Origin of the sequence: Polynucleobacter kasalickyi (genome assembly GCF_900176405.1) — a bacterium.
Taxonomy (GTDB): Bacteria; Pseudomonadota; Gammaproteobacteria; order Burkholderiales; family Burkholderiaceae; genus Polynucleobacter; species Polynucleobacter kasalickyi.
The window spans coordinates 59,515-77,700 of sequence record NZ_FWXJ01000009.1; the positions used below are offsets into that span (position 1 = coordinate 59,515).

An 18,186-nucleotide genomic window follows, 5' to 3' on the forward strand; every position below is an offset into this window, starting at 1 on the left:
GAAACTAAAAAAAGAAAACTCGCCCGTGCATCTTTCGACGTAGAGGAGCGAGCCGTGTTATTTATACATTAATTCAGACTAATCCATCATGTCAACTTCAAATGAGTATTTATCAGAAAGTATTCTTGTGCTCTAAGATTTGGTACTATTCTCAATCTCATTAGTTTAAATACCTTGCGGATTCCCACCGAGACGACGCGCCACCCAGTCCGTCATATAATCCACTACCATGGTGCTATTGTCAGCGCCACAGTGTTCTGCACCGCCATCAAACAAGCTAAATACCTTTAACTCTTTATCGGGACTATTCACGGCTGCTTCAATCGTTTTCTCCGCATGCCACAATGGAATTTGGCGATCATTTTCACCGTGTACGACGAGGAGTGAACAACGAATTTGATGAGCGATAGGCTCGAGTGTCATCTGCTTCACAATTTTTAAGGTCTCAGGAAACGAGTCGGTACCAAACACCCAATTGACATGCTCAGCGTATCCTGGCACAGAAGGCTCACCATTACCCTTTAGGCGACTTTCTACCGCATGGCCGTAATCAAAAATCGCACCCCAAGCGACACAGCATTTAAAGCGTGGCTCAAAGGCCGCAGCTCTTGGCGCATAGTAACCACCAAGGCTTAGAGCAATGATACCGATGTTGTTGACATCCACATCGGAGCGAGTTTCTAGGTAATCAACACAAGCAGATGCGGAGCGTTCAGTATCCGGTCCACTCGGTAAGTTTTGTAAACGCAGTGCGGCACCTACGCCTGGATGATCCACAATCAATACGGAAACACCACGGCGTTTAAACTCATCTGCAATCGCCGAGTACACAATCTCTTTGGTTAAATCTAAGCCATTAAAGTGCACCATGCAAGGAGACTTTTCCGCACCAGGCGCTTTCATATAGATGGCTGGTAGAAAGGTGCCTTCATACGGGACTTGGACATATTCAACCGGCTCTTTACGAAACTTGAGGCCCTTTTCATAGGCGGCAATCCCTTTTTTATAAGCAACAATTCTCCTCGGGTCTTTATGACTTGGCATCCGTTCGGCTAACTGAAAATACAAACCACAGCGTAGATACTTCCTACCCGCTGACAATAGATTGCCCGCTTGTTCATCGGCCTGCGCTAAGCGCTCGACCCGCTCGGCCATTTTTGTCCAACTTTCAAACCAGGCATTTTGAGCTACCACGTCACCACCCAGTGCCTTAATGCCGGCCGCTTCTTTTAACGAACGACAAGCTTCATCAATTTCTGCGATTTGTCCGCCACGGTTGAGCGCAGACATCACCGCTAAACTCCAAGTGTAATTATTGGGGAAATATTCAAACATATGGTCTCCTAGTTTTATAGTGGATCTATTATTGTGGGTCTATTTTGGCAATTTTAAAAATCTTGCTTTGATACGCGATATCTTCACTGATAAATTTAGCAAAATCAGCCGGTGTGGATCCCATCGGAATGAGGCCGAGCTCTTCTAATTGTTCTTTCATCTCTAGCGTTTGAATTGATTTTGCAATGGCTTGTTGCACCTTATCAATTTTCTCAACGCCTGTTCCTGCTGGAAACCACATGCCATACCACCCAAAGATCGGTTCCATACCTTTAACACCGAGCTCGCTAAAAGTAGGTACATTGGGTAGTGCTGGGCAACGCACTGAGCTAGAGATGGCGATTGCCTTTAAGCGTTTTTCTTTAAACATTTGTGTAGCACCCACAGTGGACAAAAATGTCATATCTACCTGTTTAGCGAGTACATCAGCAATGGCTGGACCACTTCCTTTATAAGGGATGTGGGTTAATTGAATATTGGTTAAATGTTCGAAGAGTGCTGCTGCTAGGTGTGTTAAATTGCCTTGACCACCCGAGGCATAATTCATTTTTCCCGGCTTTTCTTGGGCTAAGGTAATGATATCTTTTAAGGAGTTTACGGGAGTGTCGTTATTCACGACAAGCACTAAACCATAAGAACGCGCCACTAAGGTAATGGGCGCAAAATCTTTCATGGGATCATAGGGGAGTTTTTTATAAAGTACGGGGTTGGCACTAAAAGAGCCAGTCATAAATAACATGGTGTAACCATCGGTCGCCGACTTTGCCACTAGGTCAGAGCCGATAATGCCATTCGCTCCGGCACGATTATCAACAATCACAGAGACTCCTAAAGAGTCGCTGAGTTTGAGAGCTACTTTTCTCGCCATCAGATCTAAAGGACCGCCAGCAGAGAAAGGCACAATCATTTTGATCGGACGAGTGGGCCATTTTTCAGTAGTAGTGTTTTGCGCGAATGCTTGGTTGCCTATACTAGCTAGGATGAGTAAAGCCCCGAATCCCACAAGGCTTTGCCTCATGGTTGAACCAGCCTTTAAAAAACTATACCAATGCGGAAGATTCATTCCGTACTCTCCTTTAAGGAAAAATAAATTGATTCGTCAATTGCTTAGTCCAATTTAAGACCTAATTTTTTAACCACGAGTGACCAAGTTTCTGATTCACGAGCAATTTGCTTCGTAAAGTCTTCGGCAGTATTTGCTACCACAATCGCACCGAGATGATTAATCCGTTGAGTCACTTCGGGTAATTTACTGGCTTGCACAATTTGTTGATTCAGTTTTTTCATGATGTCTACGGGCGTGCCAGCAGGCGCAAAAAAACCATACCAAGAGCCCACATAAAAGTTATTGAGGCCCACTTCACTAAAGGTTGGTACCTCAGGTAAATTGGCCAGCCTGGTAGTTGAAGCAACGGCAATTGGGCGAATTTTTTTTGCCTGAATATTAGGGATGGAAGACAAACCGCTATCAAAGGTCATCGAGATATTACCCGCCAGTAAATCTGCCATCCCAGGAGCACTACCCTTATAGGGTACATGAATCAATTTCGTGCCAGTGAGCATTTGAAATAACTCTCCGGCCAAATGCGAGGAACTACCATTTCCAAAGGAGGCAAACGATAACTTATTCGGGTTTTCTTTGGCGTACGCAATCAGTTCCGGTAGATTGTTCACTGGTAAGCTGGGATGAACTGACAAGATGAAAGGCGCATCCGCCACTAAACTAATTGCCTCAAACTGCTTGGTCGAATAAGAGAGTTTTTCATACAGTAAAGGGTTTGTCACAAAAGTACCCGTGGTCCCGAGTAACAGCGTATAGCCATCTGGTAGCGCTTTGGAAGCAATCTCTGTGGCAATAATATTGGCCGCTCCTGGACGATTTTCCACTACAAAAGTTTGGCCCATCGACCTCGTCAATTCTTGTTGAATAATGCGACCAATCACATCTGCACCACCTCCTGGGGAAGACGGATTTAGAACTCGAACAGGGCGTTGAGGATAATTCGTGCTTTGAGCAAATAAGGATGGACTAGTAAAAAAGCTGGCATAAATAAAACTACATACGAGCAAAAAATGCTTTATTTGACGAGACATAACTTATTCTCCGAATGGCACATAAATTTTTCGCGCAAAATCAAGCAATCGTAACTCAGTTCGTGGCGCACCAACTGCTTGAATACTCAGCGGACGACCACGTTCATCTTTACCAATGGGGATTGAAAGAGCAGGAAGTCCTAAATAATTAATAAATCCCATCAAGTGGAAAAGTCCGATTAACTTTTCCTTTGAGAAGTCGGGGTGACCAATTTCTGCTTCACTCCAATTTGGGAGAGAGCACGTAAAGTTTGGTAATAACAAGATATCAAAGTCAGTAAAGTACTTCTCGATAAAGGCGGCCGAGTTGTTGGAGCGATCGCTCAGCATGACGGCGTATTCGGCTTGAGAAATTAATTTACCCTGCTTACAGACAGTTTTTAAGGTGCGCGTACAAGATGCCTGATCAAGTTCTCCAGCATATAACTGATTGGCTTCATAACTCATGATTTGATCGGTTAACACTTTCAAGTGCGCAAATTCTGGCATCTCAATTTTCTGCATCTCTACAGTAGAGCCAAGAACGTCGAGGAGGGCGGTGCTCACCATCTCATCGATCAACGCAGGGAGCCAAAGCCCAATGCGAGGTGCGACAGGACTTTCCTCTGTAGAGATCAATGGCAGCTCGGCAATGATGTTAAGGAGCAGTTTGATATCTTCTAGATGGTACGCTAACAAGCCAACAGTATCTAGACTCGGTGATAGTTTGTTCACGCCGGTCGATGAAATCAAACCAGCGCTAGTTTTTAAGCCGAGAATGCCACAGGTGGCAGCTGGAATGCGCACTGAACCGGTAGTATCAGTTCCTAAGGAAATCGGCGTCATCCCACTGGCAACTGCAACGGCCGAACCACTCGATGAACCACCCACCACATAATCGGGGTGGAGGGGATTGATACATCTAGGAAAATTAGCATTTTGCGCACTGGCACCACAGGCATATGGCACCATTACGGCAGTAGCAATCGTGACAGCCCCAGCATCCTCTAACTGTTGGATAACTGGCGCATTTTTCGTCTCTTCTGCCGGTATTGGTGGTGTCAAACCAAAGCCAGGTGCAAGGTGGTTTAAATCAAAGATATCTTTATGGATGAGCCCAATCCCTGCTAATGGCCCTGGTTTTGGAATACTAGCTTGCGTGAACCCTGAGAGGCAATGAAAGGTTTGATTGATTACGTTCGCCGCGATTGCTTGCTGATGGACAGCTTCTTCGGCAGAGATTTTTTCCTGCTCTTGTTGACAAAGCATCTGCGCAATGGAGGGGTGCTTCGTCAACATGAGATCATCAGAGGATAAATAAGACCAGAAAATTATTGTGCAGCATAACCCCCGTCAACCAGTAAATCAGAGCCCGTGACAAAAGCAGAGGCATCACTCGCTAAGTACAAAGCGGCGAGGGCGATTTCTTCTGGTTGCGCAAGTCTACCCAATAAATGCATTGGACCTAGTTCTTTGCGAGCGTTTTCCATCGTACCAAAACGCAGCGTCATTCTTTCCGTTTCAACCGCACCCGGTGAAATGGTATTGGTCCGGATGCCTTGTGCTGCATGATCAATCGCCATCGCCCGTGCTAAGTTAATCAAAGCTGATTTAATCGCGCAATAAACGGCACGATTCGCCGTTCCAACGCGCCCAAGTTGCGAGGCAATATGAATAATTGAGCCTGATTTACCAGCAGCCATATGCGGAATGACTGCTTTACTCATCAAGAATGCACCGGTTAAGTTAACGGAAATGGCTTTATTCCAATCTTCTAAGGAGTAATCTGCTACGCTACCACTCGGATCTTTAGCTGCGGCGCCATTCAATAACACATGAATCCCGTCAAAAGCTTGCATTACTTGCAAGACGGCTTGTTGCGTCGATGGCTCACTACTCACGTCAGCATGTATACCAATGGCAGTACCACCAGCTTGATTAATTTCTTCAGCCGTTCTGATGGCATTTTCAGTTAGCATATCTAAGCAGGCAACTTTAGCACCTGCTTGGGCAAAGGCTATAGAAATTGCTCTACCAATACCTTGGCCCGCACCTGTCACAACCGCTACTTTGCCGGTTAAGGCATATTTATTGAGGATATTTTCCATGCTTGTCTCCGTATTTATGAGGTACCTAATTAAGAGGTACCCAAATAAGCTTCTTTAATTTTTGGATCATTGATTAAATCTTTACTATTACCACTTGTCAGAATCTTGCCGGTTTGTAAAACGTAAGCACGTGAAGCAGTGCCGAGCGCGTAGTGCGCATTTTGTTCAACCAATAAAACGCTCGTATTGTTGGCATTGATTTCTCTGATCGTTCTAAAGATATCTTGGACAATAATCGGCGCGAGACCCAAGGACGGTTCATCTAAGCAAAGTAAGCGTGGTTCTGACATCAGCGCACGGCAAATGACGAGCATCTGTTGTTCACCACCCGATAAAGTACCCGCATTCTGTTTCGCTCTGACTTTCAACTTAGGAAACATCGTGACCATTTTTTCAATCAAGGAATTCATTTTTGGGCGGTTATTACGGTGGCAGTAGCCGCCCATTTCCAAGTTTTCCATGACCGTTAAGAAGGGGAACACATGACGACCCTCAGGTACTAGAGCAATCCCTAGCTTATTTCTTTCATAGGATGGCATTCTTGTAATATCAATCCCATCAAATAAGATCTTGCCTTTACGTGGGTACATCGCACCAGCGACCGCGCGCATCGTGGTGCTTTTGCCAGCACCATTGGAACCAATTAAGGTCACGATTTCATTGTGACCTACGGTAAAGTTGATGTTTTGACAGGCAGCCACTTCACCATAGGCGATTTCAAGGTCAATAGCCTCTAAGAGTGCGCTCATACAGTCGCTCCTTCACTACCAAGGTAAGCTGCAATCACTTTGGGATTCGACTGTACTTCTGCTGGACTTCCATCAAACAGATACTCTCCGTGATCCATGACAAAGATTTGATCGGCGATATTCATAACTAATTTCATATTGTGTTCAACCAAAATAATGGTCATATTTTGTTGTTGTAAAAGTTTGAGACGGCTCATTAAAAATTGCACTTCCGTATCATTCAGTCCAGCCGCAGGTTCATCGAGCATAAATACTTTAGGCTTGGTCGCGAGAGCCCGTGCAATCTCTAGCATGCGTTGGGAACCATAGGACAGGGAACCAGCGCGTTCATTCGCTTTATCTTTTAAGCCAATAAAGTCTAATAACTCGAGAGCTTGTGCCTGGCATTCAAGGCGATTTTTTTTGTATTCTCCAGCCGGAATAAAGTATTGCCAAAATGGAATTTTGTGATGAATATGAAAGCCCGCAATCACGTTGTCAATCACCGATAATTGTTTAAATAAACGAATCTTTTGGAAGGTTCTTGCAATCCCTAAATGAACCCGTTGATGAAGAGACAAGGTGTTGATTTCAACGCCGTTATATTTAATGGAGCCAGACGTTGGTAAATAAACGCCGGACAATAAATTTAAGGTGGTTGACTTACCGGCACCATTCGGACCAATAATGGTTTGAATGGAATTCGCTGGAATTTTAAATGAAATACCATCGACAGCTTTTACACCGCCAAAGTGCTTACATAAATTTGTGACTTCTAAGATGTTTTCTGACATGTCAATATTCTGTATGTATAAATCAATGTGATTTGAAAAGTTTATTCTTGATTGTTTGGAAGGCCTGCAGAATTCCACCAGGCATAAACAGAACAACGAGAGTTAAAGAAATGCCATAAACGAGAAGACGTGCATCACCTAAGCCTCTTAATAATTCAGGCAAGATGGTGAGTACGATAGCGCCGATAATAGGGCCAAACATCGTACCCATTCCCCCGACGATCACCATGGCTAAATAGGTAAAGGATTCAACGACGGCAAAGGCATCTGGCACTAAGGTACCAACAAAACTAGGATAAAAAGAACCCGCTAAGCCAGCAATAAAGGCGCCGACACCGAAAGCAAATATTTTCCAAAGTTTGGCATTGATCCCGAGTGACGCTGCCGATACTTCATCTTCCCGAATCGCGCGTAAGGTATCGCCGATGGGCGATCTTAAGAGGTTTCCTAAAATAATATAAGTAACCATCGTGACAGTTGCGACCAAATAAAAAAGGTTCACACTATTATTAAATTTAATTTCAGTGCCAAACAGATGGATTGGCGTTGGCGCTGGAATGCCGTAAATACCCAAAGGTCCTGAGGTCATTGAGTCCCAATTTAATAAAATTTGGTGCAAAATAATCGCAAAAGCCATGGAGGCAATCGCCAGGTAATGGCCTTTGAGGCGAGTAGCAAAGAATGCCAAGAAAATACCGACAGCACCTGCTAAAAAAGAACCAGAAAGGGCGGCGAACCAAAAGGTAAACCCAGCTTTTTTGATGAGTAGCGTCGTGGCATAAGCACCCACTCCAAAGAATGCCGAGTGACCTAAATTCAACTGCCCGGTATAACCTAAAATGAGATTGAGTGACATCGCCAGCATGATGTTCATGGCAATCACCACCAAGATTCCTTTCCAATAGGCGGAACCACTCAGGACAATGGGGAGTAACCAAATGACCCCTGCAACGAGCAAGTACTGTACCCAAGTTGGGATTTTTTTCAACAATCGTAACTCAGACATTTTCTTCTTTCTTCTCTGCAACCAAACCGGTAGGTTTGACTAATAACATCACCAGTAATAGGGCAAAAACCACGAGGTCAATCACTCCTGATCCGAGATACTGGGTCGTAAAGGCTTCAATGAGACCAACTAGTAATCCGGCAATAATCGTACCTGCCATATTGCCGAAGCCACCGATAATCACAATCGCGAAGGATTTAACAATCACAGACGCTCCTGCAAACGGCGTCAGTACCAAAATTGGACCCAGCATGGCACCAGCCATACCGGCCATGGCAGAGGCGATCACGATCGTTAGCATGATGAGGAATTTTTGATTGATCCCCATGAGGCCAGCTGTTTCGCGGTCTTGTGAAATTGCTCTTAGCGCCTTGCCTGTAAAGGTGTATTTCATAAAGAGATAGAGGCCTGCAATCGTGCTCGAAGCCACGATCACAACGAGTAAGCTTTGTGAAGTAAAGAAAATCTTACCAAAGCGAATTGTTTCATCGTAAGGACTATTAAATTGGTAAGGGACTGGGCCAAAGGCCAGTAAAGCACCGTTTTCTAGTAAAACGGAAACACCAATGGTGGCAATCAGTGGTCGTAGCTCATCCCCTCGTTCTCGCAGTGGCGCAAAAATCGTCAGATTAATTAAATAACCTAGTAGCGCGCCAGTAAACAGGGCAACCACAATACTGAGTAAATAAGCACCACCAACCCACTGTACAAAAAAGTACGCTGCAAAACCACCTAAGGTGACAAAGTCAGCATGAGCAAAGTTGATTTGGTTCATGACCCCATAGATGAGGGTTAAACCAAGTGCGACCATTACATACAAACAACCCATCACAACACCGTTAATGGTTTGTTGGATCGTTAAATTTAAGATATCAGGCATTTTGAATGATTAAAAGTACTACGAGAGAAGATGTCGATCAGCTCTGCATCAACCTTCATGAAGGCGGATGCAGAGTTTTAATCTACAAAAGGGACATACACTATGTTACGAATGGATTACCAGTTGAGTGTTTTCCAACTCAAATCTGGATTTGTTTCCACATAGTGAATAACAGACATGTTTTGATTTTGGCCAGTTGGTCCAAAGGTGATTTTTCCGGTAGTGACTTCAACATCAACCATTTTTAATAATTGATTTTTGATTTCTTCAGAATTCGTTGCACCTCTTTTTACTGCCTCAGCAATAATCAAGATTTGATCATAGGTATGAGCATTTAAGTGAGTAGGAACTACATCTGCACCGTATTTTGCTTTGAAGTTTTTCACAAAGTTTTGTACGACAGGACGCTTTTCATTAGGATCGAATTGAGAAATACGGGTATAGCCAACAGAAGCTTTACCAGCTTTTTGGTCATAGCCCCAAGGTACCCAAATCGTACCGATCTGAATTGCTTTACCGCCACCACCTTTAGTCACACCAGCTTGTGCTAAGGCTTGCGCCAATTTCACTGTTTGACCTTCGAGTGCTGAAACTAACAAGACATCGACGTCACCCATCGAAGCTACGCGCGTTGCAATCGATGTGAAGTCGCTCACGTCTCTCGCAAATTCAATTCTGCCTAACACTTTACCGCCGTTTGCAACGAAGGTTTTCTCAAAGTTGTCAGAAATATCAATACCTGCATTCGTTTTTTCGTTCAATAAAATCGCATTTTTTGCTTTGATATTTTTGATGGCATTGATGGCTAAGCTATCTGTTTGTTGTTTGGCATCTGGGAAAATACGGAAGGCATATTTGTAACCAGATTCCGTAAATTTCACCGTCGCAGAACCTGCGTTAATGAGGGGCACTTTAGCCTCTTCTAAAACGGACATTGCCGCTAAAGTTGCATCTGAGCACTCTTCACCGATAGTGACGTGAGGCTTAAAGTTCTCTAACATCCGCTTTGCCGCATTCGTTGCAGCGAGTGGAGAGCATTGTGAATCTTCGTAGTTAATCACGAATTTATAACCATTCACACCCGTTTTATTGAGTTCTTCTAGCGCGAGTTCCGCACCTTGTTTACCCATCACACCGAAATAAGAACCCGGGCCAGAAGCTGGCAATAATGCGCCGATTCGAATAACTTTTTCTTGCGCTTGGCTAGCTGCAATGGATAAGCCTGCTACAGCAGTAATGATCATGCCATTAATAAGCTTAGTTGTGAATTGTCCAACAAACGGACGTGTTGCCGATGGTTTCATCATGTAGTCTCCAAAGTATTTATAAATATTTTTTTTTACTAAACAAACATTACCTCATAAAATATTTTTTGACAAGTAGGTGTAATATGAATAAAAAATATTAATTCAATTGAGACAATGCATTAGAAAATGATAGTACTGATAACAGGTGGCACAGGTTTTGTAGGTCTTAACCTCGCCCAACAATTGTGCAAAAAAGGCTTCAAGCCAGTGCTAATGGCACTCGCTCCAATGTCGTTCAAGTTGCAACAACAGCTGATGCAAGCAAACATTTCTTTTGATTTTTTTCAAGGAAGCGTAAGCAATTCGGCAGATTTAGACCGAGTTTGTACGCTCTATAAAATCGACAAAATTGTGCATGCCGCCGCGATTACGGCGGATGGTAATCGTGAAATTGCCCATACGAGAGAAATTTTAGAAACGAACTTAATGGGTTCGGTAGAAATTTTTGAATGCGCGGTTCGGCATCACATTAAACAGGTCGTTTACTTGAGTTCGGGTTCCATTTTTGGGCACCTAGGGACCCATGACCCGATGATTGATGAATTAACGAGTCCTGTACTACCAGAAACCATTTACGGCATTAGTAAACTAGCTGCAGAACGGACTGCTCTGCGTTATCGTCAAAACCGACAGCTCAATGTGACGGTGGTTCGCCTTGGTCTTGCTTATGGCCCATGGGAGTACGATACCGGGCATCGCGATACCTTGAGCCTGCCTTACAAAACCTACCTCAAGGCCAAACTTGGTGAGCATCTTGTTATCTCAAAAGTACACGGGGATGATTATATTTATGCCACAGACATCGCGCAGGGATTGTCCCTGATCTTAGAGGCGGGCAAATCACCGCAAGGTCTTTATCATTTATCCGCTGGTATGCAGTGGTCAATTGCTACTTGGTTAGAAAACCTTCAGCAATTATTTCCGAAATTCACCTATGAGATGACGGATGATCCCCATCTCTGTGCATTTAAAAACAGTAGTCCTTTGCCTCGTTCACCCATGAGTATTCAAAGGATTCAAAACGATTTTCATTTCGAGCCCCACTTTGATCAAGCGAGCGCTTTTAGTGATTTTATTTCTCAGCCTTCTATTCTTCATTCATTTACCAACGATTAACTATGACAGCACTTTCAAAATTTAAAGTTCTTGATTTAACTAGAGCTAGAGCAGGACCCACTTGTGTAAAACAATTTGCTGATTTTGGCGCGGATGTGATCAAAATTGAAATGTCCGAAGGCATGGGCGATGCTAGCCAGTTCAGTGGCGCTCGCCATGGCCCAGATATGCAAAATTTACATCGGAATAAAAAATCATTAACCCTTGATCTGAAACAGAAGGAAGGCTTAGAAATTTTTTATGCACTCGTCAAAACGGCTGACATTGTCGTCGAAAATTTTCGACCTGATGTCAAAGTGCGACTAGGCATTGATTATGAAAAGCTAAAAGCCTTGAATAAGCGGATTATTTTGGTTTCTATTTCTGGCTTTGGCCAAGATGGACCTTATGTGAAGCGGCCGATGTTTGATCAAATCTCACAGGGGATGAGTGGCATCATGTCGGTCACAGGCGACCCGAAAGGTGGACCGATGCGAGCTGGCGTGGCGATTACAGATATTACGGCTGGCTATATTGCTGCTTGCGGTGCGATGACGGCATTACTTGAGCGGGAAGTTTCTGGTGAGGGGCAGTGGGTACAGAGTTCACTGATTCAAGCTGGGATTGCCATGATGGACTTCCAAGCTGCTAGATATTTAATGGCAGGCGAAATTCCCAAACAAGTGGGGAATGACCACCCGACGAGTATGCCAACTTCTTGCTATCAAAGTAGCGATGGTTATATTAACGTGGCGGCGACTGGTGAACCGATGTGGGTGGCATTATGTGAGGCCATGGGTATCGCCGAGCTCGCGACTGATGAGCGCTTTAAGTCTGAAGCGATGCGGGTTGCACACCGTGATGAATTAAATCAAATTCTGATTCCGATTTTAAAATCACAACCCAAAGCGTATTGGGTGGAGTTGCTCAATCAGGCAGGTGTTCCAACCGGCCCCATTTATGACATGTCAGAGGTCTTTAGTGATCCTCAGGTGATTTCGCAAAACGCCTCGGTGGAAGTCGTGCACCCTAAAGTCGGTAAGATTCGGCTCGTCAACCAAGCCGTTAAGCTTTCTAGAACGCCGGCGAAAATCACTCATTCTGCGCCCGAACTCGGTGAACACTCTGAAGAGATCTTGCGTGAATTATGTTATTCTGAAAATCAAATTCAAGAATTTAAAACTAAAAAAATAATTTAAAAAGGAGATTGAAAATGGCTTTTGCCAAAACTGATGATGGCGTGAATTTATATTATGAAGAGTCTGGTAGTGGACAGCCTCTGATTTTTGTGCATGAATTTGCGGCTGATTATCGTAGCTGGGAACCGCAAATGCGTTTCTTTTCAAGATACTTTCGATGCATCACTTTTTCTGCTAGAGGCTACTTGCCATCTGACGTACCGACAGATACGACGATGTATAGTCAAGAACGGGCGATGAAGGATGTGTTGGCTGTTTTAGACCACTTGCAGATTGAAAAAGCCCATATTGTGGGTTTATCCATGGGTGGCTTTGCCACTTTACACATTGGTATCCATCATCCGGAGCGTGCTCTATCCTTGGTCATCGCTGGCTGTGGTTATGGCGCTCAACCTGAGAAGAAAACAGGTTTTCATGCAGAAGTGGAAGCGGCTGCAAAATTATTTGAAGACTTGGGTAGTGTGGAAGGTGGTAAAAAATATACCATCGGACCGACACGTGTTCAATTCCAAAATAAAGATCCTCGCGGTTTTGCAGAGTTTGTCAATGCCATGTCGGAGCACCCTGTAGCCGGCTCTGCCAATACCCTGCGTGGCGTACAAAAAATGCGTCCTTCATTGTGGGAATTGATTGATGGCATGAAAACGATTCAGGTGCCAGCTTTAATTATTACTGGTGATGAGGATGATCCTTGTCTAGAGCCCGCTCTATTGATGAAGAGAAATATTCCAAGCGCTGGTTTAGTGGTGTTCCCGAATGCAGGTCATACCAACAACATTGAAGATCCTGATTTGTTTAATAGCACCTTGAGTGAGTTTTATTTAAAGGTACTCTCTGGCAGATGGTCCCTCAGAGATCCACGCTCACAGGCAACAGGAATTCTCGGCTTTAAATAAACGTAGAGCGTCACTTTGGTTTGATGTATCCAGAGTGGCGTCCGTTCGTCTCATTTTTTTAACCATACTTCGATCCAATATTTGGAAAAAGGTGTCATTGTTTTATTGATTTAACTTACTGAAAGGTATCAACATGGATTTGCAATTAAAAGGAAAGAAAGTTTTAGTGACTGGTGGCTCTAAGGGTATCGGACTCGCAGTGGCAGCAGCCTATGCAGCAGAAGGCGCGCTCCCAATTTTGGTGTCAAGAGATGCAGCGAATTTGGCAAAAGGTAAAGCATTGATTGAATCAACTTATAACGTTGCTTGCCAAACCGTTGAACTCGATTTAGGTGCGCCACAGTCTGCTGAAGCTTTATTCGCAAAAGTTGGTAACGTTGATATTTTAATTAATAATGCTGGTGCGATTCCTGGCGGCACACTCGCTGATATTCAAGAAGACAGATGGCGTCAAGCTTGGGAATTAAAACTCTTCGGTTATATTAATTTAACAAGAGTGTATTTAGCAGCGATGGAAAAACAAGGTAGTGGCATCATCGGCAACATCATTGGTATGGCAGGCGCAGCACCAAGAGCAGAATATATTTGTGGTGTTACTGCAAATGCTGCATTAATGGCCTTTACACAAGGTGTTGGTGCAACCAGTCACAAGCATGGCGTACGTGTATTCGGTATTAATCCATCACCGACACGCAGTGATCGTATGGAAGTAATGATGAAAAATAATGCGAAGAACAAGCTAGGCGATGAGTCTAGATGGACTGAGTTAACTTCAAAATTACCATTCGGTAGAATGACTGAGCCGGATGAAATTGCGAATTTAACTGTATTCTGCTCATCACCTTTATGCGGTTACCTCAGTGGTTCCGTCATCAACGTGGATGGTGGTCAAATGTTTGCACCAGTTTAATCACTGGTAAGTCCTCTTCTCTAACGCTTTACTAGCGTTGGAGAAGGTTCTGCTAGAAGCAATCCCTCAGCGAGCGCTTATTCGTCAGTTTTACCAATTTGCTGCACAGTATCTTGTAGTTTCTTAATTTCCATTTTCCAAAACTGGTTCATGGCATCCCCATCTAGATAATCCAGCGTTGAGTTGCCCTTAAATAGCGCCGTCTTAAATTGCTCGTCCCGCACACTTTCCCGCAAGGCTTGCGTGAGTTGTCTCACGATCGGCTCCGGTGTTTCTGCAGGGGCAAAGATGGTCGTCCAAAGGGTGTACTCGACATTGATATTGGATTCTTTCAGGGTTGGTAAGTCCATGTAGGGCGGTAGACGTTTACTGCCAGTCTGCGCCAAAGCCACCATCTTGCCAGCTTGGGATTGAGGGTGAGCAACACTAGGGGCCGAGGCGAGGGCTTGCACATGCCCACCCAGCGCTAAGGTCATCGCACCCGCTCCACCACCGGTCGGGATATGCTTAAACTTTACTCCCGAAACATTTTCAATCATCGCCATTGGTAAGTGGGTTGCGCCGTAGGTGCCTGAGGAAGCAATGGCAATGTTGCCAGGTGATTTACCGGCCGCTTTGACGAGATCCTGCATGGTTTTGATATTCGATTCTGGGTTGGCCAAAATAATGGCTGGATCAGAAGTAATCTGCGAAATCGGGATGAGCTTATTCAGCGTATAAATGGGGGTTCTGTTGTACAGCGCATCAATCGCTGGTTGCGTTACCAAAGACGGGGAAGTTATTAATAGGGTGTAGCCATCTGGGCTAGCGTTGGCGACCGCAGCATGACCAATGGCGCCATTCGCCCCAGGTTTATTAACGATAATCACCGTTTGTTTCAAGTTTTTTTGCAAAATTACGGCCAAATTTCTGGCCACGTTATCCACGAATCCACCTGGTAGATTGGGGTTAATAATGGTGATGGTCTTACTGGGATATTTTTCTTGCGCGGTGACTGACACACTCAGGCAACTACTCAATGCCAATAGTAGCGCGTACTTAATGGTTTTAAATTGGCATACTTGCATAGGTCTCCTTTAGGATTTTTTAGGTCGTGCTGTAATATTTTTTTGTTCACGAATCAACTCAAAGCTATATCGATAACGCTCATCGGGATGATGACTAGTGGTGACTTGAAAGACTTCTTGATCGATGCCTATATAAGACCGCATCACCACCAGTGCTGAGGTGTGTTCTTTGACCAATAATGGCTTGATATACTCTTTGGGAACTTGCTCTGAATAAATTTCAACTTTCGCCCGTTGAATCACCTCATCAAACATCTCGACAATTTGTTCACTAATCGGAATCGTCAAGTGCTTCTTATGTTTCACCACGCCAGCATATTTGGGCAAGATGTAATAGGTGGTTAAACAAAGGGGGACGGTCGATTGATTCTGAAACCTAAGCGAAACGATCCGAAACCAACCCATGTGTACGGGGCAATGGATTTGATCCGCCAGAGCTTGATCTGCTTTGATATACGACATATCTAAAATTTCGCGCACCATGGTGCCCGGATAGTCTAATAGTTCATTCACGGTATGCACGCTATGCGACAACACTGTTTGTGGTTGCGTCGCCAGCACGGTCGAACCAGTGCGAGGTCTACGCATAATTAGCCCCTCTTGGGAGAGCGTGGTGAGCGCTTGCCGGAGAGTTGGCCGACTGGCCTTATAAGTAATACAAAGTTCTTCCTCAGTCGGCAACCGAGTGCCTAAGGGGTAAATCCCGTCGAGGATTTTTTGTCGGATGTCATTGGAGATTTGCAAATGTAAGGGGAGAGACTTCATTCGACCAACCATCTTGGACTACACATAGCGTTCCACTTCATCTTCAATTAATTATCTCGACCAAAACTACCATCCATTTTTGCATCTTTCGCTTGGGTAGCTAAAAGGGCTTCTTCACCACTAAAAATTAATTCAATTTCCGTACCGTCTGGATCTTTAAAAAATAATTGGTATTGGAATGTTTCAGGGACACCAAACTCAGCAAATTTGATTCCGTGTGTTTTTAATAAATTTCGATAATGTTCAATATCCTTGGTCCACAAGGCAAAATGATCAAACGCATCTGTTTTGCCCGTGGGCGGAACAGGACTTCTGGAAGTGGAAATATGCACAATCGGTTGATCGCCTAAATACATCCAAGCCCCATTCCTGCCAAATTGAGGTCGATAGCCATCTTGTAAACCTAAGATTTCTGCATAAAAACGTCTCGATCTTTCGAGATCTGAAGTACTAACATTGATGTGAGCAAATCCTTGGATAGCCATAGAGTCTCCTTTGTTGTAGGTCTTATTGGTGGGGGCAGAGTATTAAAATTCTAACGAATTTAGACTATATCATTATGATAATTAATGCAATAAGGAAAGTACCTAGAAGATTTCATATATTTTAATTCCTATATGTATCAATGATTTATAGTTTTTAAAAAAGAATTTCAGGAAAGATGGGAATTCTTTAAGTTGAATTGTATTGACAATTAAAAAGATAGAAAATAAGATGAATCCACTTTCATTTCAATCATAAGTGACACATCATGAATGCTCCAGAGCTATTGAATCAAGCAGAAAATATCGCAAATCATCCCTATAAGAAAAAATCCTTTGCTGATGTTTCCTACGATGAGATGATTGAGCGCGCTAAAGAGTTAATTCCTTTTTTAGCGTCTGAAGCAGCTGCTAACGAAAAGCAAACCCATTTAACCCCTGCGGTCGTGAATAAATTACATGAAAGCGGACTCTTTCGGTATCAACAACCCAAGTTGTGGGGTGGGATGGAAGTCGACTTTAGAGCCTTTATGGAGGTGCCTTATTTATTAGGTTTGGGCTGTCCATCTACAGGCTGGGTGTTTGCGAATGTGGCTTCCCACAACCGCCAATTGGCACAGTGGCCCATGCAAGCTCAAGAAGATATTTGGGGTGAAGACCCGAACGCACTGATTGCCTCGGGTGTGGCTTATGTGCAAGGTAAAGGCGAAAAAGTAGATGGTGGCTTATTACTCTCAGGCTATTGGGGCTTTTCGTCAGGCGTCGATATTTGTGAATGGAATATGCTGTCCTGCTTGGTGAAAGAAGAGGATAAGGTGGTGGATTGGTGTGTCTGCTTAGTCCCACGGCATGAATATGAAATCATTGATGATTGGCAAACGATGGGGATGTGCGGCACTGGTAGTAGAAGTGTCAAATGTGAAAATGTGTTTGTACCTGCGCACCGCATTATCTCGATGAATTTACGTGATCCAAAGCATGAATTTCCCGGTTTTAGAGTACATCAAAACTCCATGTTTAAAGTACCTACGAGTTCGGTGGGTGGCAACGGTATTGCCGGTGCGATGATTGCGAACGCTCGCATGATGCTGACAGAGACGACTGATTGGATTAAATCAAAAAATACCACGTATACCGGTGCTAAGATGGCCGATATTCCGACGCTGCAAATGAAAATTGCGATTGCCGATGGCAAGATTGACGCAGCCTATCAATGGTTAACGGGTAATACCATCGAAGCCGAATTGGCTTATAAGAATAATGTGGTGTTTGATATTCCGACCAAGTTGAAATACAAACGCAATTCAGCGATGGCGATGAAAATGGCCAATGAAGCAGTGGATTTGTTGCATGAGCTATTAGGCGCCAATGGCGTTTATGAAAAATACCAATTTGAACGCCGTTTTCGAGATGCCCACGCTTCCGCTGGACATATGGTGTTTAATTTAGATGCCCAACTGATTCCCTTTGGGTTAGTCACTTTAGGCGGTGAATTTAAAAGCCCAACCATGTAATCGCTAAGCAGATACTTTACTAAAAAA

General features: G+C 44.0%; 18 protein-coding genes. 5 read left to right on the forward strand and 13 right to left on the reverse strand.

Annotated elements, in window-relative coordinates; genetic code table 11:
- Nucleotides 1–165: 165 nt before the first annotated feature.
- The 10 genes from B8983_RS09055 to B8983_RS09100 all read right to left on the reverse strand — a co-directional run bounded on the left by B8983_RS09055 (nucleotide 166) and on the right by B8983_RS09100 (nucleotide 10,231).
- Nucleotides 166–1,335, reverse strand: coding sequence for an alpha/beta hydrolase family protein (locus tag B8983_RS09055; RefSeq protein ID WP_084283831.1), 1,170 nt, complete (start codon nucleotides 1,333–1,335; stop codon nucleotides 166–168).
- Between the two features lie 28 nt (nucleotides 1,336–1,363).
- The gene (locus B8983_RS09060; protein ID WP_084283832.1) at nucleotides 1,364–2,398 is read right to left on the reverse strand and encodes a Bug family tripartite tricarboxylate transporter substrate binding protein; all 1,035 of its coding nucleotides are present in this window, start codon (nucleotides 2,396–2,398) and stop codon (nucleotides 1,364–1,366) included.
- Nucleotides 2,399–2,442: 44 nt separating this feature from the next.
- Nucleotides 2,443–3,429: a Bug family tripartite tricarboxylate transporter substrate binding protein gene (locus tag B8983_RS09065; RefSeq protein WP_084283833.1), complete on the reverse strand. Its 987-nt coding sequence runs from the start codon at nucleotides 3,427–3,429 to the stop codon at nucleotides 2,443–2,445.
- A gap of 3 nt (nucleotides 3,430–3,432) precedes the next feature.
- Nucleotides 3,433–4,707 carry an amidase gene (locus tag B8983_RS09070; RefSeq protein WP_084283834.1) on the reverse strand — a complete coding sequence of 425 codons (1,275 nt, stop codon included), beginning with the start codon at nucleotides 4,705–4,707 and terminating at the stop codon, nucleotides 3,433–3,435.
- Nucleotides 4,708–4,739: 32 nt separating this feature from the next.
- Nucleotides 4,740–5,516, reverse strand: coding sequence for an SDR family NAD(P)-dependent oxidoreductase (locus tag B8983_RS09075; protein ID WP_084283835.1), 777 nt, complete (start codon nucleotides 5,514–5,516; stop codon nucleotides 4,740–4,742).
- A gap of 29 nt (nucleotides 5,517–5,545) precedes the next feature.
- Nucleotides 5,546–6,265, reverse strand: a complete 720-nt coding sequence (locus B8983_RS09080; protein WP_084283836.1) for an ABC transporter ATP-binding protein — start codon at nucleotides 6,263–6,265, stop codon at nucleotides 5,546–5,548.
- Nucleotides 6,262–7,038 carry an ABC transporter ATP-binding protein gene (locus B8983_RS09085; RefSeq protein ID WP_084283837.1) on the reverse strand — a complete coding sequence of 259 codons (777 nt, stop codon included), beginning with the start codon at nucleotides 7,036–7,038 and terminating at the stop codon, nucleotides 6,262–6,264. Before B8983_RS09085 ends, B8983_RS09080 begins: the two co-directional genes overlap by 4 nt.
- A gap of 22 nt (nucleotides 7,039–7,060) precedes the next feature.
- Nucleotides 7,061–8,044, reverse strand: a complete 984-nt coding sequence (locus tag B8983_RS09090; protein ID WP_084283838.1) for a branched-chain amino acid ABC transporter permease — start codon at nucleotides 8,042–8,044, stop codon at nucleotides 7,061–7,063.
- Complete coding sequence (locus B8983_RS09095; RefSeq protein ID WP_084283839.1) at nucleotides 8,037–8,924, reverse strand: branched-chain amino acid ABC transporter permease; 888 nt, start codon at nucleotides 8,922–8,924, stop codon at nucleotides 8,037–8,039. The genes B8983_RS09090 and B8983_RS09095 overlap by 8 nt, the downstream gene beginning before the upstream one ends.
- A gap of 116 nt (nucleotides 8,925–9,040) precedes the next feature.
- Nucleotides 9,041–10,231: an ABC transporter substrate-binding protein gene (locus B8983_RS09100; protein WP_084283840.1), complete on the reverse strand. Its 1,191-nt coding sequence runs from the start codon at nucleotides 10,229–10,231 to the stop codon at nucleotides 9,041–9,043.
- 126 nt (nucleotides 10,232–10,357) lie between these two features.
- Between B8983_RS09100 and B8983_RS09105 the strand changes: the two genes are divergently transcribed.
- The 4 genes from B8983_RS09105 to B8983_RS09120 all read left to right on the forward strand — a co-directional run bounded on the left by B8983_RS09105 (nucleotide 10,358) and on the right by B8983_RS09120 (nucleotide 14,331).
- A complete protein-coding gene (locus B8983_RS09105) occupies nucleotides 10,358–11,347 on the forward strand; it encodes an NAD-dependent epimerase/dehydratase family protein (protein WP_084283841.1) in 990 nt (329 codons plus the stop codon).
- A 2-nt stretch (nucleotides 11,348–11,349) separates the two neighbouring features.
- Nucleotides 11,350–12,525: a CaiB/BaiF CoA transferase family protein gene (locus B8983_RS09110; RefSeq protein ID WP_084283842.1), complete on the forward strand. Its 1,176-nt coding sequence runs from the start codon at nucleotides 11,350–11,352 to the stop codon at nucleotides 12,523–12,525.
- A 14-nt stretch (nucleotides 12,526–12,539) separates the two neighbouring features.
- Nucleotides 12,540–13,421, forward strand: coding sequence for an alpha/beta fold hydrolase (locus tag B8983_RS09115; RefSeq protein ID WP_084283843.1), 882 nt, complete (start codon nucleotides 12,540–12,542; stop codon nucleotides 13,419–13,421).
- A gap of 133 nt (nucleotides 13,422–13,554) precedes the next feature.
- Nucleotides 13,555–14,331 (forward strand): short-chain dehydrogenase/reductase, encoded by a 777-nt coding sequence (locus B8983_RS09120; RefSeq protein ID WP_084283844.1) that lies wholly within the window; start codon nucleotides 13,555–13,557, stop codon nucleotides 14,329–14,331.
- 77 nt (nucleotides 14,332–14,408) lie between these two features.
- On the opposite strand, the gene B8983_RS09125 is transcribed toward B8983_RS09120, so the two are convergent.
- From B8983_RS09125 to B8983_RS09135, 3 genes are read right to left on the reverse strand one after another with little or no spacing between them, the layout of a single operon-like run.
- Nucleotides 14,409–15,398 (reverse strand): tripartite tricarboxylate transporter substrate binding protein, encoded by a 990-nt coding sequence (locus tag B8983_RS09125; protein WP_084283845.1) that lies wholly within the window; start codon nucleotides 15,396–15,398, stop codon nucleotides 14,409–14,411.
- 9 nt (nucleotides 15,399–15,407) lie between these two features.
- Nucleotides 15,408–16,163 (reverse strand): GntR family transcriptional regulator, encoded by a 756-nt coding sequence (locus B8983_RS09130; RefSeq protein WP_159460873.1) that lies wholly within the window; start codon nucleotides 16,161–16,163, stop codon nucleotides 15,408–15,410.
- A gap of 47 nt (nucleotides 16,164–16,210) precedes the next feature.
- On the reverse strand, nucleotides 16,211–16,648 hold the full coding sequence (locus tag B8983_RS09135; protein WP_084283847.1) for a VOC family protein: 438 nt from the start codon (nucleotides 16,646–16,648) through the stop codon (nucleotides 16,211–16,213).
- A gap of 266 nt (nucleotides 16,649–16,914) precedes the next feature.
- Between B8983_RS09135 and B8983_RS09140 the strand changes: the two genes are divergently transcribed.
- Entirely contained in the window at nucleotides 16,915–18,159 is a 1,245-nt protein-coding gene (locus tag B8983_RS09140; RefSeq protein WP_084283848.1) for an acyl-CoA dehydrogenase family protein, read from the forward strand.
- Nucleotides 18,160–18,186 lie beyond the last annotated feature (27 nt).

What these genes read in the sequence shown, in the direction of transcription:
- B8983_RS09135 (WP_084283847.1), bottom strand. Translation starts at nt 16,648, where the DNA reads ATGGCTATCCAAGGATTTGCTCACATCAATGTTAGTACTTCAGATCTC.
- B8983_RS09140 (WP_084283848.1), top strand. Translation starts at nt 16,915, where the DNA reads ATGAATGCTCCAGAGCTATTGAATCAAGCAGAAAATATCGCAAATCAT.
- B8983_RS09130 (WP_159460873.1), bottom strand. Translation starts at nt 16,163, where the DNA reads ATGAAGTCTCTCCCCTTACATTTGCAAATCTCCAATGACATCCGACAA.
- B8983_RS09120 (WP_084283844.1), top strand. Translation starts at nt 13,555, where the DNA reads ATGGATTTGCAATTAAAAGGAAAGAAAGTTTTAGTGACTGGTGGCTCT.
- B8983_RS09115 (WP_084283843.1), top strand. Translation starts at nt 12,540, where the DNA reads ATGGCTTTTGCCAAAACTGATGATGGCGTGAATTTATATTATGAAGAG.
- B8983_RS09100 (WP_084283840.1), bottom strand. Translation starts at nt 10,231, where the DNA reads ATGATGAAACCATCGGCAACACGTCCGTTTGTTGGACAATTCACAACT.
- B8983_RS09080 (WP_084283836.1), bottom strand. Translation starts at nt 6,265, where the DNA reads ATGAGCGCACTCTTAGAGGCTATTGACCTTGAAATCGCCTATGGTGAA.
- B8983_RS09105 (WP_084283841.1), top strand. Translation starts at nt 10,358, where the DNA reads ATGATAGTACTGATAACAGGTGGCACAGGTTTTGTAGGTCTTAACCTC.
- B8983_RS09090 (WP_084283838.1), bottom strand. Translation starts at nt 8,044, where the DNA reads ATGTCTGAGTTACGATTGTTGAAAAAAATCCCAACTTGGGTACAGTAC.
- B8983_RS09055 (WP_084283831.1), bottom strand. Translation starts at nt 1,335, where the DNA reads ATGTTTGAATATTTCCCCAATAATTACACTTGGAGTTTAGCGGTGATG.
- B8983_RS09075 (WP_084283835.1), bottom strand. Translation starts at nt 5,516, where the DNA reads ATGGAAAATATCCTCAATAAATATGCCTTAACCGGCAAAGTAGCGGTT.
- B8983_RS09070 (WP_084283834.1), bottom strand. Translation starts at nt 4,707, where the DNA reads ATGTTGACGAAGCACCCCTCCATTGCGCAGATGCTTTGTCAACAAGAG.
- B8983_RS09085 (WP_084283837.1), bottom strand. Translation starts at nt 7,038, where the DNA reads ATGTCAGAAAACATCTTAGAAGTCACAAATTTATGTAAGCACTTTGGC.
- B8983_RS09110 (WP_084283842.1), top strand. Translation starts at nt 11,350, where the DNA reads ATGACAGCACTTTCAAAATTTAAAGTTCTTGATTTAACTAGAGCTAGA.
- B8983_RS09065 (WP_084283833.1), bottom strand. Translation starts at nt 3,429, where the DNA reads ATGTCTCGTCAAATAAAGCATTTTTTGCTCGTATGTAGTTTTATTTAT.
- B8983_RS09060 (WP_084283832.1), bottom strand. Translation starts at nt 2,398, where the DNA reads ATGAATCTTCCGCATTGGTATAGTTTTTTAAAGGCTGGTTCAACCATG.
- B8983_RS09095 (WP_084283839.1), bottom strand. Translation starts at nt 8,924, where the DNA reads ATGCCTGATATCTTAAATTTAACGATCCAACAAACCATTAACGGTGTT.
- B8983_RS09125 (WP_084283845.1), bottom strand. Translation starts at nt 15,398, where the DNA reads ATGCAAGTATGCCAATTTAAAACCATTAAGTACGCGCTACTATTGGCA.